The organism is Natrinema marinum (assembly GCF_024296685.1).
Classification (GTDB): domain Archaea; phylum Halobacteriota; class Halobacteria; order Halobacteriales; family Natrialbaceae; genus Natrinema; species Natrinema marinum.
Map to the genome: position 1 here is coordinate 1130633 of NZ_CP100763.1, position 14699 is coordinate 1145331.

At 63.4% G+C, this 14699-nt stretch carries 9 protein-coding genes; 5 read left to right on the forward strand and 4 right to left on the reverse strand.

Going from position 1 to position 14699, the window contains the following annotated elements; genetic code table 11:
- Window positions 1-2: 2 nt before the first annotated feature.
- Both NKH51_RS05575 and NKH51_RS05580 read right to left on the reverse strand, forming a co-directional pair.
- On the reverse strand, window positions 3-3434 hold the full coding sequence (locus NKH51_RS05575; protein ID WP_254764257.1) for a hypothetical protein: 3432 nt from the start codon (window positions 3432-3434) through the stop codon (window positions 3-5).
- Window positions 3434-7048, reverse strand: a complete 3615-nt coding sequence (locus tag NKH51_RS05580; RefSeq protein WP_254764258.1) for a PKD domain-containing protein — start codon at window positions 7046-7048, stop codon at window positions 3434-3436. Before NKH51_RS05580 ends, NKH51_RS05575 begins: the two co-directional genes overlap by 1 nt.
- Before the next feature lie 596 nt (window positions 7049-7644).
- Between NKH51_RS05580 and NKH51_RS05585 the strand changes: the two genes are divergently transcribed.
- The 4 genes from NKH51_RS05585 (at window position 7645) to NKH51_RS05600 (ending at window position 10728) form a co-directional block, all read left to right on the forward strand.
- Window positions 7645-7848: a hypothetical protein gene (locus tag NKH51_RS05585; protein ID WP_254764259.1), complete on the forward strand. Its 204-nt coding sequence runs from the start codon at window positions 7645-7647 to the stop codon at window positions 7846-7848.
- Between the two features lie 322 nt (window positions 7849-8170).
- Window positions 8171-8920, forward strand: a complete 750-nt coding sequence (locus tag NKH51_RS05590; protein ID WP_254764260.1) for a hypothetical protein — start codon at window positions 8171-8173, stop codon at window positions 8918-8920.
- Between the two features lie 141 nt (window positions 8921-9061).
- Window positions 9062-9856 carry a class I fructose-bisphosphate aldolase gene (locus NKH51_RS05595; protein WP_254764261.1) on the forward strand — a complete coding sequence of 265 codons (795 nt, stop codon included), beginning with the start codon at window positions 9062-9064 and terminating at the stop codon, window positions 9854-9856.
- A gap of 2 nt (window positions 9857-9858) precedes the next feature.
- Window positions 9859-10728, forward strand: coding sequence for a class 1 fructose-bisphosphatase (locus NKH51_RS05600; RefSeq protein WP_254764262.1), 870 nt, complete (start codon window positions 9859-9861; stop codon window positions 10726-10728).
- Between the two features lie 48 nt (window positions 10729-10776).
- Here the strand turns inward: NKH51_RS05600 and NKH51_RS05605 are convergent, their stop codons facing one another.
- Together NKH51_RS05605 and NKH51_RS05610 are read right to left on the reverse strand one after the other, a co-directional pair.
- A complete protein-coding gene (locus NKH51_RS05605; protein WP_254764263.1) occupies window positions 10777-11013 on the reverse strand; it encodes a DUF8119 family protein in 237 nt (78 codons plus the stop codon).
- A 57-nt stretch (window positions 11014-11070) separates the two neighbouring features.
- Window positions 11071-12246 (reverse strand): hypothetical protein, encoded by a 1176-nt coding sequence (locus tag NKH51_RS05610; protein ID WP_254764264.1) that lies wholly within the window; start codon window positions 12244-12246, stop codon window positions 11071-11073.
- A 544-nt stretch (window positions 12247-12790) separates the two neighbouring features.
- Here NKH51_RS05610 and NKH51_RS05615 point away from each other — a divergent pair.
- The gene (locus NKH51_RS05615; protein WP_254764265.1) at window positions 12791-14590 is read left to right on the forward strand and encodes an acyl-CoA carboxylase subunit beta; all 1800 of its coding nucleotides are present in this window, start codon (window positions 12791-12793) and stop codon (window positions 14588-14590) included.
- Window positions 14591-14699 lie beyond the last annotated feature (109 nt).

The window sequence follows — 14699 nt, forward strand, 5'->3', positions numbered from 1 at the left end:
GCTCAGTTCCCTCCCGGCGAGTAGCTCACCGATAGCTGCTTTCGTTTGCGTGGCGCGATCGGATTGTCCGCCACGAGTTGTGCGACCTGTGTGGGCGTCGCGACGGTATCGTTCGTCATCGCCGCGATCCCCTTGTGGAGATCCGGCGGGACGTGGACGACCTCGACGTACTTTTGTAGCTCGTACTGGCCGTCTCGAGTAAACTTCTCTTCGGCCACTCCAAGCAGATTCTCGATCGGGCTCCACCCCTGTTCGTCGGATTTGTCCTCGACGAGTTCGGCCTCGATCGTGACGCTGTTTCGCTCTGCTTCGTCTTCGCCGATATCCTGGTACTGGTTCTCCTGGATCTTCACCCGCGCGTTCTTGATTGGGATGAGAAACTCGTGTAACTTCGATTCCTGAACGGTTTTACTAGCGGTATCGATCGACGCCTGGGTTTTCGACCACTGCGAGGGGCCGCCGATCTCCTCCCACGTTTTGACCACCCCTCGATCCTTGGTGAAGACATCGGTCAACGGGTGGTGGTAGCTCCAGAGTTCGTCGACCGACACGTCGGACTCTTCTGCGGCCTTCGGGTCGCCGGCTAGCAGCCGAATCAGAAAGACAGAGCCATAGCCAATCTCGTCGACGTTGGTAAGCGTCACCGACAACTTGGGCAACCCGTTGTCGTCCTCCTGTAACCCGGCACCCAAGACGGTGAACGGACTCGACATCGTGAAATAGCCCGCCATCTGGCGGTACCAGTACTCATCGATCGATCCGAGGCCGTGAAGTGCCGAATTGTACGCGGCGTTGTACCCCCAGTGTACGTTCTCGGGGGAGTCGGGACTCGACGTACGCAACACGCCGTAATACGAGTATTTCACCCAGTTTTCCAGCGGGCCGTCTGCGGTAAACGCGACGAGCCCCATCCCGCCGATGACGAGCAAGGCACCGGCCGCGAAGATCCAGCCGGCCGGCCCCGACGCCAGCGCCGCTGCCAGCATCCCCGCTGTCCCGAGGCCAGTGAGTGCGTGGCCGACCGCGACCGAGTAATCTCTGTTCGCGTAGCTGTCACCAGCGTACTTGAAACTCAGGGCGATGTCGATGACGTCCGCCAGCGCCCCGGCCACTTGGAGCGCCGTCATTCTGACGAACTTTCGGACGGCTTTCCCCTCAGCGCGAGCGCGAACGAGGTGCCGTTCGGTGTCATCGAGTTGTTTCGTCACCGCCTTGCGGGCGTCCGCCGAGATACGTGCCTCCGCGATCCGTCTGGCCTTCCGGACATCGGTCAGCGTATCAGTGACATCGAGGCTCGCAAGCTTTCGAACGTCGTCTTTGAACCCCTCGATCGGTTTCACCACGTCATCTTGCACGTCCATCCAGTGCCGCGTGAGTGACTGTTTCGTCGCGGAATCGAGACCGTCGAATTGTGCCTTCGTCTCCTCGATGAGCTCTTGGAGGTGTCTCGAACCGCGCTCGAGTTCACTAACCATCTGTCGCAGTTCGTCTGCGTTCTTGTACGTCAACCCGGACGCGGAGAACCGCACGCGAAACCTCTCGAGTGCTTGTTCGCTTTTGAAAAACGCCAGCCCGCTCGACTGTTTCCGGTGTGTGTAAAACGTCAGTTCATCCGACTTTCCGAGGCTATCGACCTCATTGAAAATATTCGTTCGAAGGGTTTTCGCCCGGTTGATCTTCGACTCGAAATCGGACAGCAGCTGCGTTATGAGCTGCTTGTTCGGCTCTTGGAGCGACTTGGTCGGATTCGCTCTGGCAGCCTTTTCACTCGCTTCCGGGAGGGTGTTTGCGCCGGATTTCCCGCCGGTGTCGATGTCGAAGTCGGATGCCTCGAGGGGTGTGTTCCGGAGGTGCCCGATCAACTCGCCGATGTTCTTGAGATTGAGCGTTGCCTTGGTCGTCTGCATGACCTGCTCGAACGAATCGGAGTCGTCCGATTTCGTAAACAGGGTGACGAACGAGTAGACGCTCACGAACGAGTTGAATACCGCCACCGCCCGCTGGAGTTTCTGGCCGGACTCGATCACGGTCGATTTGTCCGGAACGTCGGCGAGGGAATCCCGCAGGCTGGGACCGTCGAACATTTCGTCGATCTTCCCGATCGCGTCGTCCATCGAATCGAACCGCCTGAGGAACTCGTCGTCTATGAGGACGTTTAGCTTCTCCTCCGGGATGCTGTCGGCGTCGAGCTGTGAGAGCCCCGCTTTCTGCAACCAATTGTCGACGATGCCGCCCGCAACGCCACCTAACTTTCTGGTGGTGAAATCTTTGACGAACGTCTTGATCTCGTCTTCGGTCACCGACTGCTGGGTTTGCAGTCGCTTGGGAACAGAATCGGTACCTGAGTCAGCGGGTTCCGAGCAAAACGGGACGAGTATTCGCCCGATCTCCTGACGGAGGGCGGTTGCGTTCGTCTGTTCGTCGACGGCCGCCATGGAGAGCCCCGGTCCGAGCGAGCAGGCCAGTATCGCCGCACGACCCGTTTCCGTGGACAGCTCCTTCATTTTCTGCTCGCCATCGAGTAACGGATGCGTTCCGGATGCCGGGTGGTTGATCAGAGTGCTCCGGCCCGCCGGCGCGGGTTGGTAGAGATCCCCCGCTTTGAACTCGTCGTGATACTCGCCGAGGGCGAGTTCGGAAAGAATCCGCCGACCGACATCCGTCTCGTTCAATCGGGCGGTGAGCGCTTGCAGTACCGCGAGCTGTTGCTGGTAACTCAGTTTTCCGTACTCCGACCAGAACGGGCAGTCGCCGTCGTAGATATCCTCCCCTTCGAATAACTTCTTGAAACCGAGCCCGCCCTCGTCGTCGGTGTTCGCGAGTGCGCGTTTCGAGAGCGTGTCGAACGTGACGTAGGGCGACGCGTCTTTCTCGAGTGGGACGTTCTCCCGGAGGTGGAGGCGAAGCTGCTGGGCCTGATACTCGAGGAGCGTCAGCCGGGTCACAATGGCTTTCGTGACCCGGATAAACGGTGCATCGTAGTTCGGACCGTCCTGAGCCGAGCCGCTCGAGGCATCGTCCAGTGCCCGCTCGGCGTCGCTTTTGGTCATCTCGTCTATCAGGCCGGTTCCCGACACCCAGTGATCCCGAATCGCGTCGAAGTTGTCGCTCTCGGGATCAATATCCGCGGCCAGCACCGTCGCCCAGAGGTCGTCCTGCTCGTCTTTTGGAAGATCGTCTAACGGTCCCGTGAGCACGTTTAAGTGCATCAACAGCTCCCCGACGTCAGGGAGTTCTCCATCTTCGTCGTTTTCCGCTTGCTCTTTCGCTTCGATGAGGAGATTCCGGGTGGTCGACCACACTTGAATCTCACCTCGATGGTCAGCACTCCACTCGTTCCACTCATCGAGCAAGTCGACGTAATCGTCGTGGATCGCCAGCACTCGACTGATGTATTTCGGCCCGAACGCGGAGTTCTCCCCATCGGCGGCCACTATCGGTCACCTCGACGGCTGCCGTCCGCGGTCGTTTGGTCGCTCGCTGCGTTCGTTCTGGGGTCAGTGTCTGTTTCGTGCTCGCTCATGTCTGTCTCCGCGTTCGTCTCCGTCTCCTCGTTTCCGGCCGATTCGGCGGCCGGCCACGCTCGATACCAGACGTACGGTCGTGGCCCCCCGCTCGAGTCGTGGTCGTGAACGCGAACTCCCGCCACGTCGATGTCGAAGCCCGTCTCGGTGATCGCGACGGCCAGTTCGTCTCGACCCGCGACGGCGCCACCGTCGTCAGGAGACAGCCACGCCCCGACGACGCCGTCCTGTCCGAGTGCATCGGTGCCGTCGGCACGCGCATTGCCAATCTCGAGTTCGCCCGCAGGAACGGACGCACTGTGACTGGCCGTCTCCGCAGCGGCAACCGCGGTACGGCCGGTCGATATCCCACCGTCGGTGGCGGCGCGCACACCGCCAGCACCAGCAGCCGATAGCGGTGTTCTCCCGCCGATGGCAGCATGCAGCGCGTACTGCTCGAGTTGCCCGTCTCGCACGACGGCTGCGCCGGTCGACCAGCCAAACGGCATCGTCGCCGCGCTCGTCGGTGATGGGCCGTCGAGGGCAGTCGCGCCTGCAACGTCCACCTCGACGAGTCCGGGTTCGAACCCACACCCGATCGAAATCGACTCGCCGGGTTCGGGGAGGCGGACCGCACCGGTCACCGGCGTCATCTCGTCGCCCGTCTCGAGTGCGACGTAGGTGACGACGTGACGGGCGACCGACCCCAGCTTGTTCGGGCCGCTGTAGACCCGGTCGTAGCGCAACTGGAGGCGCTCGCCCAGTCCGACCGCAGCCGCCGTCGTCGTGCCGGCGAGTCGGTCGCCCTCGAGGTAGGCTATCTCGAGGGCGTGGTCACGTGAGCCACCGCTGGCAAGAGTCGCCTCGGGACCGGGCCACGCAGCGCCGCTCCAGCAGGTCTGCGTCGGGTTGTCTCGGCCGGTCGCCGTGCCGACAGAGAGCCCGACTGCACGGTCGGTCGTGAACGTCCGGTCGGCGTCGCCGACAGCTGACGTCCCTGCCAGCATGACGTGGTCGGCGTCGATCCCGAGATCGACCGTCTGGATGCCCGGTTCAGTCGGCGTCAGGAAGTGGCCGACGGACGCGGACACGTCGTCGTCGAACCGGAACGCGCGATAGACGACGCGGATGCCGGCAGCGGCCGGATCCCGTGCCGGGACTGCGACCTCGAGGTCGAATCCGGAGTCAGTCGTCTCGATTACCCGTCCGCGCACGCGACCGGGCAGGCGGTCGTCGTGTCGCACGAGCGCGAACGCGTCGTCCGTCGTCGTCGCGCACGTCGCCCCGTCGATCGCTGCGGCGTCATCGGCGACGGTGACCGCCTGCTGGTCGAATCCGTCAGCCGTCCGCACGGCCACGCCGGTCGTCCAGCCGGCCGTACGGTCGGTTGCACCGTCCTCGCGGGCAGCGTTCGTCGCCGAAAACACGAGCAAGTCGGGTTCGAAGCCGACATCGGTAACCGAGACGGGGCCGGATGTCGACGGGACAGTAACGACACCAGCGTCGTACGCTCGCGTCTTCGGGGGTGTCGGTTTCGGCTTCGGTTTTGGTTTCGGCTTCGGCGATCCCGAACTGCCGTCACCACCACTGCCGCCACCGCCCGGTGTCGGTGCTGGCGCTGGCGTTCCGCCGATGGGCCACAGCCACCAGAGCAGCCCAGCGATACCGAGTGCGCCGATTCCACCGGCGACTGGAAGGATGGGGACCTCCGAGATCGGGCCGCTACCGGCGATGGTCACGTTCCCGCAGGTGGTCTCGTCCGTTCGATCGCCGCGGACTGCAAGGACGCGCGGTTGATACGTTCCCGACTCCTCGTAGCTGATTTCGGTGCGGAAGTCGGTCTCGTCCGTCACGTCGTACTCGCCGTCACCATCGAGATCGAAGCGGACGAACGCCGCGTCGGAGCCGCCGGCATCGACGACGATCGTCTCGTTCGGTCCGACCGTGCTGGCTGACAGCGTGCAGGTCGCAAGCGGCGGCGGCGTGGCGACGGACACATCCGCGCTCGCGCTGGCCGTTGCCCCGTCGTCGTCAACGACCGTCACCACCGCGACCACTCCGCCGGCGGCGTCGTAGCTGGTGGTCAGTTCCGGCCCGGTCGTCGTATTGTCGACCGTGCCGTCGCCATCGATGTCCCATCGATACTCGACGATCGAGCCATCCGGATCGCTCGAGGCGCTCGCGTCGAAGGTCACGCTGTCACCTGCGTCCGGCTGTGCGGGGTCGGACGCAAGCGATGCCGATGGCGGCTGGTTCTCCTGGACGATGATCGATCCGCAGGGTGTCTCGTCGGACGCTTCCATCTGGTTCCAGACGCGGACGCGCGGCTCGTACTCGCCCGGCTCGTCGTATTGCTTTTCGAAACCGAACTGCTCGGAGAACCGTTCGTTCCACGTCCCGTCACCGTAATAGTCGATGTCGGCCCAGGTAGCGTTTTCCGACGCCGACGCGTCGATCGTCACCGACTCACCGGGCGCGATCGATGTCCGCGAGACCGAACACACTGCAACCGGCCCAGGCGCGGAGACGAAGACCGATCGCTCCGCGTCGTCGGTCGTTCCGTCGTCGTCCACGACCGTCACGGAGACCGTCTTCGTCCCCGGATCCGTGTAGGTGTACGTGACCGTCGGATTCGTCGTCGTATTGTCGACCGTGCCGTCGCCGTCGATGTCCCAGCGGTACTCGACGATCGAGCCATCCGGATCGCTCGAGGCGCTCGCGTCGAACGTCACTTCCTCGTCGATACCGGGATTGTCGGGCGTGTACTCGAACGTAGCCGTCGGCGCGGCGTTGTCCGTGACTGTCACAGCCGAACAGGCGGTCTCGTCGTCTCGTTCATACCGATCCCAGACGCGAATGCGAGGCGTGTACTCGCCCACCTCGTCGTACGTGGTCGTCGCCACGTGTGGCGCTTCGTAGGTGGTGGTATTCCACGTGCCGTCGCCTTCGTAGTCGAAGTCGACCCATGCGGCGTTCGTCGAATTTCGGGCGTCGATCGTCACCGGTTCTCCGATTCTCGCCGTCGTCGGCGAAACCGAACACACTGCGGTCGGTCCGGGTGGATACGCAGCAACGTAGTTCTCCGCACTGGCCTGAGCCCCAGCGTCGTCGATCACAGTCAACGTCACCAGCCGGGTCCCGTCGGTCGAATAGGTATGAGTGATCGTCGGGTTCGTCGTCGTATTGTCGACCGTGCCATCGCCGTCGAAGTCCCAGCGGTACTCGACGATCGCGCCATCTGGGTCGCTCGAGGCACTCGCATCGAACGTCACTGGCTCGCCAGTTTCCGGGCTCCCAGGATCGTGCTCGAACGTTGCTGTTGGAATTCCGTTTTCGGTGACGTTGATCGCCTCACAGCCCGTCCAGTCTACAGACCCCTGCTCGTCTTCGGCCACGACGAGTGGATAGTACACGCCGGTGTCGGTGTAGCGCGTCGACGCGATGTGCGCTTCGCCGTCAGTCGTGTTCTCGTCGATCCGTTCATCACCGTCGAAGTCGTAGCCGACCCGTATCGCGTTCTGTGAATCGGTTGCGTCGAACTCCACGACTTCCCCTTGGACGATCTCGGTATCCGAAACCGAACACGCAGCTACCACACCACTCTGGGCTGTGCTAACCGATGGGACGTTGTCGTCGAAACCGGGTCCCGGGTCAGCGCCCACTGGGCCACCAGCGAACGCCACGGACAGAGCACACACAATGAGAAGTCCGCCGAGCAACCCGACTCGAGACACGGACCAACCGCTCCGCCTGCTGTTGGATTCCGCAGTTTGGTTGATCCAACTAGCCGGCCTCATATAGCTCTCGATCCGATACCGCCAGTACCGACATCAAATTGACCGATCCAACACATTACTAATATATAAACGTTTGTCATAGTTCGTCGGCGTCGCTCAAATAAGCGAGTCTCCATGTGGCGCTGCAGGATTCGGGGTTATTCGTCGACTGGAGATCGGCCATGTGACCCAATCGACCGTGGTCATGCGGGCACGTTTGATACAGAATTCCGGCTCTGTTGAAACTATCAACTAGTGATATGTTTCAGCGGTCGTGCTGAATATACAGCGCGTATACAGCACGGCCGTATCTATCGGCTGGGATCTTCACGAACTTATTTTATGGCAGGCAGTCACGATTGTCTATGGTTGATCCGCGACTATTGCGACGGATCGATATCCTGCTCGCCCTTCTGGCTCTCTGGATCGTTCTAACGCTCGTACTCGGAAGTTTCGTCCTGATGGCATTCGATACAGTAACGGGGGTGCTTGCCCTTGCGACCGTCGTATTGGTCGTGGTGATCAGCGCCTACTCGTATCTCAGATATTCGGAAGGCACACCCGAGTGATCCTCTGTATTCAGCAGGCTAGTTGTATCAACGGCTAAGGGTTTCAACAAAGCCAGAATTCCCATCGCAGAGACCGTATTCGGAAGCGAGATTCCAGTCAGATGGTGGTGAGTACACAACATCACCAACAGTCGCGATAGCGCTTCTTTCGCCACCGCATCCACGTTTGACTGGCCGAGATTCCACTGCGATACGTGGTTTCGGGCATACACACACAGAAAACGCGACGCCTCTCCGTTCAATCCGTCTCTGACCCCTGTTTATCAGCTAAGGGTAACCTTCAAGGAGCGACAGTGAGAGCTACGTGTAACTGGTGAATCGTGTGAGCAAGAACGACGCTCTCAGCGAACCGGGAACGCGCGGGGGAAGCGAGTCCGAGAGCGAACGGGGCGAGTCGACGGGGCCCGTCGATCTCGGAATCGGGATTCCGGTCGATATCGACATCGACGCCGTCGACGAGGACGCCGAACACGTCGAACTCGAGTTCGACGAAGACACCGTCCCCGAATCGACCGACGAGTCACCATCCGATGGCAACGGATCACGGATCGACCGGAACGAACTCCGCGCCGAGGAACGAACGGCGCTCGAGCGAGCGGACATCGATCCAGACGACATCCCTGAAAAGGAGTATTCCTACCGGCTGTTGCTAGACGAAGGTCTCGACGAAGACACCGCTGACACCCTTCGCAGACGGTTCTCGCTGCCGTGGTCGTTCGACTCCTCCGGCGATCTCGACCGACGCTCGAGCGAGGTGCGCGGCCTCGGCAACGCCGAACGCGAGTGGATCGCGGTCAGCGGGGACGAAGACTGGCAGTCCTTCGAGTACGAACACACCGAGCCGGTCTCGACCGCGCGCGAACGGCCGTCGGAACGACCGTATCCGAAACCGACGCCGGTGACGGCAGTGACGGGCGTCGGCCCCGACGACGCGGACGCGCTGGCCGACGCGGGGGTGCAATCGGCCGAACGGCTGGCGACGATCGACGCGATGACCGTCGCCGACCTACTCGAGTTGAACGTCTTGCACGTCCGGATGTGGCGACACAACGCTCGCGAACTGCTCGAGTGAGACGAAACCCGTAATCGCACTCGAGCGCCGGCAGAACGCCGCGGCGCTCATCGGTCACTCGACGAGATTACTACACTTGTACGTAATTTCGATAATCCGGACCATCAGAGATTTATAGCGACCCGTTGGACCGTCTAACAGATGATTCCGATCGACGACTCTCCGATCGTTCGCGACGGCAAGTCACTGATTCTGGCGATGGACCACGGGCTCGAGCACGGCCCGGTCGACTTCGAGGAGGTTCCGGAGAAACTCGATCCGTCGACGGTCTTCGAGACGGCGACCCACGACGCCGTCACCGCGATGGCCGTCCAGAAGGGGATTGCGGAGGGCTACTACCCCAGCTACGAGGACGACGTGAACCTCCTGTTGAAGCTCAACGGGACCTCGAACCTCTGGATGGGCGAGCCCGACTCGGCGGTCAACTGCTCGGTCGACTACGCAGCCGAGATCGGTGCCGACGCTCTCGGATTTACCGTCTACGGCGGCTCGAACCACGAGATCGAGATGGTCGAGGAGTTCCGCGACGCCCAGGAGAAGGGCCGCGAGTACGATCTCCCCATGGTCATGTGGTCGTATCCGCGCGGACAGGGCCTGAAAAACGACACGAAGCCGGGCACGATCTCTTATGCGACCCGACTCGCCCTCGAGCTTGGTGCCGACATCGCGAAGGTCAAATACCCCGGTAGCAAGGACGCCATGGCTCACGCCGTCAAGTGCGCCGGCGACATGAAGGTCGTCATGTCCGGCGGCTCCAAAACGTCTGACTACGAGTTCCTCTCGCAGGTCGAGGCCGTCATCGACGCCGGCGCGAAGGGGCTGGCCGTCGGCCGCAACGTCTGGCAGCGCGAGAACCCGACCCAGCTCTTAGACGCCCTCGAGAAGGTCATCTACGAGGAGGCGACGGCCGACGCCGCGCTCGAGGCGACCGAATAGGGATGACGGTTTCGGACCCAGTCGTCGAGGAGGTCGTATCGACGATCGGCCGCTCGGCGACCGAGATCCGACAGGGACTGATCGGTCGTCGGGGAACGGTCGACGAGGAGAATCCCAGCGGCGAGACCCAGGCCGAGGCCGACGTTTGGGCCGACGACCTGCTCGCCGATCGGCTCGGCGAGATCGACGGCGTCGGCGAGTACGCGAGCGAGGAGCGCGCTGACGTGATCGACTGTGGCGACGACCCCGCCGCCTCGGACGCCTACGCCGTTGCGGTCGACCCGCTCGACGGCTCGTCGAACCTCAAGTCCAACAACGCGATGGGGACGATCTTCGGCGTCTACGACGACGCCTTGCCGGCTCGCGGCGAGGCGCTCGTCGCCGCCGGCTACGTCCTCTACGGACCGATCACGACGATGATGATCGCTACCGAGGAGACCGTCGCCGAGTACGAACTCTCCGGCGGCGAGCGCACCGTCGTCGACGACGACGTGACCCTGCCTGACGAGCCGGTCGTCTTCGGCTTCGGCGGTCGCGTCCCCGACTGGCCAGACGACTTCCGCGAGTACGCCCGCGAGATCGAAGACGAGCTCAAACTCCGCTATGGCGGCGCGCTGATCGGCGACGTCAATCAGGTGCTCACCTACGGCGGCACGTTCGGCTACCCCGGTCTCCAGTCTCGCCCCGAGGGCAAGCTCAGGCTCCAGTTCGAGGGCAATCCGATCGGCTACGTCGTCGAACGGGCCGGCGGCCGCTCATCGAACGGCGACCGATCGCTGCTGTCCGTCCAGCCCGACGACCTCCACGACCGGACGCCGGTCCACGTCGGGAACGACGAACTGATCGACCGTCTCGAGGCGGCTCTCGAGTAATCGACGACCCGTCGCCGGTATCGACTATCGACGTTCTCCCTTCTCGCATCAGTCCAGCCAGTCTACGGTCACGCTGACGTAGACGCCGACACCGACCAGCAGCAGGACGTAAAATGCCCACTGCGGCCAGGCGGTCTCGAGGAAGAGCAGCGTCAGGAATAGGACCCACAGCGAGACGACGAGCAGGTCGCCGAGGAGCCGGAGGCTGCCGTTCGTGAGGGCGGCGAAGACGCTACGGTCGGACTCGGCGTCGGATCGCGAACGGCGGGCGGAATCGTTGCTCATGTGGATCGCTCCCCGGTCGATAGTCGAGCGGGATCAGTGCGGTCGGTCGGCCGTCGGTCAGAAGTGGTAGCCATGTTCTTCGGTCAGTCGGTACGCGCCGACGCCCCAGACGTAGCTCTGTCCGGGCCACCAGGTACGGGCGTTGTTGAAGCCGGCGATGAGGACCTCGCCGTCCTCGCCCTGCGGATCGCGGTGGTAGCTCACGGAGCCGCTGTCGCCGTCGATGAGATCCATTTCGCCGCCCCAGCGGATCTGGCCGCGGCGACAGAACTCGTCGGTGAAGCAGGTGACCGCGTCGATCCCCTGAACCTTTCCGGTCGTGTAGCCGCTCAGGGCACCGACTTTCTCGAGTTCGCGGTCTCGGGCGACGAGGTCGGCGAGGCCGAATCTGGTGAACTGGCCGCGAACGCGTGGTCGCGATGGGGCGTCGATCCGGCTTGCGGGCTCGAGCCAACCCTTGGGCTCGACCGCCGCGATGTCCAAGACGGGATGGTAGTTCGTCACGGTTCCCAGTTCGACGGCGTCATCGTCGTCTCTCGGGAGGATCAGCGTCCCGTCGGTCACGTCGCGGTCCTCCGCGAAGGCGTGTTCGGCCGTCACGAAGAACCGCCGTTCGCTGGCCGGGTGGTACAGCGCGGGCGCGAGCGTCGCCAGACTCGTCGGCGTCTCGCAGGCGACGCCGCTGGGGACGCGGCCGTCGGTGACGGCGTCCGCGAACCGCGGCTCCACGGACTCGGCATCGTCCTGAAAGTCCTCGACCTCGATGATCGTCTTGACGTCGATATCGATCCCAGACGCAACGTCCGCGAGCATCTCGCCGACGGAGTGGCCCTCGCTCGAGACGCCGACGGAGACGGTTGCGGTCCCGCTGTCGTAGTCGCCGGGGACGACCGCGCTGCCGAGATAGCCGGTGAAGGCGATCTGGGCGAGGCGTTCGTTGACCTCGAAGGCCTTCTTTACGGCGGCGTACCACTCGGCAGGCACGTCTCGAGTCCGTTCGCGGATCGACCACGGGTCGTCGGGGTCGTCCCTGACCAGTGCGGTGACGATGGGGACCGTGCCGTCGTCGGCGGCGAGGAAGTCGTCGACGCCGAGCCACTGCGCCATGCCGATGGCGAAGCCGCCACTGGCCAGCGTTCTGACAAACTGTCGTCGATCCATCCCCGTCTCGATCCGGTCGCCAAGCGTTGCGAGCCGCTGGACGAGATGATCGATATCTGACTCGTCTGACATGCTGCGATATCGGTGTTCGGCCGCTCGTCTCCCCGTTCCGCCAACGCATCTGTTCACGGACACAGGATCGGTTACCGTCGAATGGGACGACGAAATCGATCAAAGGGATTCTGCCTGCAGTTGCCGCCGGGCATCGGTACCCAGCCGCTATCGACGCCGGACCCGGTCCGCGAGCGGGGATCCGCGGCCGAGTATCCGGACGAACCAGCCGCTCCCGTTTCGGTGACGACCACTCCCTGATACCAGCCCGGTATAAAGGCTGCACGACTGAACGCGAGCGTTCGTGGCCCGCGGCTGTCCACTGATAGCTGTCTCCGTGTTGGTGACCACGGGGGCAAAACGCACTCTCGATCGGCCCGCGCCGCGACCGCGAAACCCCGGCCTCCTCATCCCTCGCGGCGAGCTCCGACGATCAGTGACGATCGACCCGGCGCGTGCCGATCTCTCCTCTTTCCCTCTGTGTCTCCAGGACCCCCTCCGAGCTTCGCTCGAGAGAGCCCGAACCGGGGAAAACGGTATCCGATCACCCGACAGAAACGGTAGTATGCGAGTACGTATCCCGGCGAGTGCCGCCGACGAGGAGGCCGCAGCGATCGCGGCCGCCCTCGCCGATTACGTCGGCGACACGGTCGAAGTGTTCGTCGGCGACGAAACCGGGCCGACGGCGACTCACCAACGCGAGAGCGCGCCTGACCGATCGACCGGCACTGACGCGACAGCCGACGGCACGACAGCGAATCGAGGCGACCGGACCGATCTCGAGCCGACCGACCGCGAACGGGCGCTCCGAGAAGAAATCGCGGACATCCTCGAGGGTGGGCCGAAGAAGTACCGCGACCAGCTCTCCGAGGAGGGGAAGCTGTTCGTTCGCGATCGGCTCGAGCTGTGGTTTTCCGGCCCGGACAGCGAACTCCAGTTCGAGGACGGCACCTTCGCGGCGTTCGACGACTGGCATCCGGGCGGTGCGAACGCCGACGAGGAGACCGACGATCGCCTGCCGGCAGACGGACTGATCACGGCCGCGGCGACGTTCGAGGGGCGGGACGTTCACGTCATGGCCAACGACTACACGGTCAAGCGCGGGAGCATGGCCGCGAAAGGCGTCGAGAAGTTCCTGCGGATGCAACAGCGTGCGCTCAAGACGGGCAACCCCGTGCTGTATCTGATGGACTCATCCGGCGGCCGGATCGACCAGCAGACCGGCTTCTTCGCGAACCGCGAGGGCATCGGGAAGTACTACTACAACCACTCGATGCTCTCCGGTCGCGTTCCGCAGATCTGCGTCCTTTACGGCCCCTGTATCGCCGGCGCGGCGTACACGCCCGTCTTCGCGGACTTCACGATCATGGTCGAGGGAATGTCCGCGATGGCAATCGCTTCGCCGCGGATGGTACAGATGGTTACCGGCGAAGAGATCGACCTCCAGGAACTCGGCGGCCCGCAGGTCCACGCGCGGGAATCCGGCTCGGCGGACCTCGTCGCTCGCGACGAAGAACACGCCCGCGAACTCGTGGCTCAGTTGATCACTTACCTCCCGGACAACGCCGACGAGAAACCGCCGAAACGCGAGCCGAACGCGCCCGCGAAGTCGCCGGACGGTATCGACGCGGTCGTTCCACAGGAGCCAAACAAGGGCTACGACATGACCGATGTCATCGATCGGCTCGTCGACGAGGGGTCGTACTTCGAGTTACGACCCGACTACGGGCCGGAGATACTCACCGCCTACGCCCGTCTCGACGGTCGGCCGGTCGGCATCGTCGCCAACCAGCCGGCCCACCGCGCCGGGGCGATCTTCCCCGACGCGGCCGAGAAGGCCGCGGAATTCGTCTGGAAATCTGATGCGTTTAACATCCCCCTACTCTACCTCTGTGACACGCCAGGGTTCATGGCCGGCTCGCAGGTCGAGAAGGACGGTATCCTGGAACAGGGCAAGAAGCTGATCTACGCGACTTCCTCAGCGACGGTGCCGAAACAGACCGTCGTCGTCCGGAAAGCCTACGGCGCAGGCATCTACGCGATGGGCGGCCCGGCCTACGATCCGGAGAGCGTCATCGGCCTTCCGTCAGGCGAGATCGCTATTATGGGTCCGGAGGCGGCGATCAACGCGGTCTACGCCCGCAAGCTCGCCGAGATCGACGACCCCGAGGAGCGAGAGCGCGTCGAGCGCGAACTCCGCGAGGCCTACCGCGAGGACATCGACGTCCACCGAATGGCGAGCGAGGTGGTCATCGACGAACTCGTCCCGCCGAGTTCCCTGCGCGAGGAACTGGCCGCTCGGTTCGACTTCTACGCCGACATCGAGAAAGACCTGCCCGACAAAAAACACGGCACGGTTCTATAGACGCCTCCTGACGGTCGCCTCGAGTGACCGTTTCGGGCGGTTACGACACCTTACTGGCCGCGGAACGGTCCCTACGACTCCCATAACAATACACGCGGTGGTGGAACCA

What these genes read in the sequence shown, in the direction of transcription:
- NKH51_RS05600 (WP_254764262.1), top strand. Translation starts at nt 9,859, where the DNA reads ATGACGGTTTCGGACCCAGTCGTCGAGGAGGTCGTATCGACGATCGGC.
- NKH51_RS05610 (WP_254764264.1), bottom strand. Translation starts at nt 12,246, where the DNA reads ATGTCAGACGAGTCAGATATCGATCATCTCGTCCAGCGGCTCGCAACG.
- NKH51_RS05585 (WP_254764259.1), top strand. Translation starts at nt 7,645, where the DNA reads ATGGTTGATCCGCGACTATTGCGACGGATCGATATCCTGCTCGCCCTT.
- NKH51_RS05595 (WP_254764261.1), top strand. Translation starts at nt 9,062, where the DNA reads ATGATTCCGATCGACGACTCTCCGATCGTTCGCGACGGCAAGTCACTG.
- NKH51_RS05615 (WP_254764265.1), top strand. Translation starts at nt 12,791, where the DNA reads ATGCGAGTACGTATCCCGGCGAGTGCCGCCGACGAGGAGGCCGCAGCG.
- NKH51_RS05605 (WP_254764263.1), bottom strand. Translation starts at nt 11,013, where the DNA reads ATGAGCAACGATTCCGCCCGCCGTTCGCGATCCGACGCCGAGTCCGAC.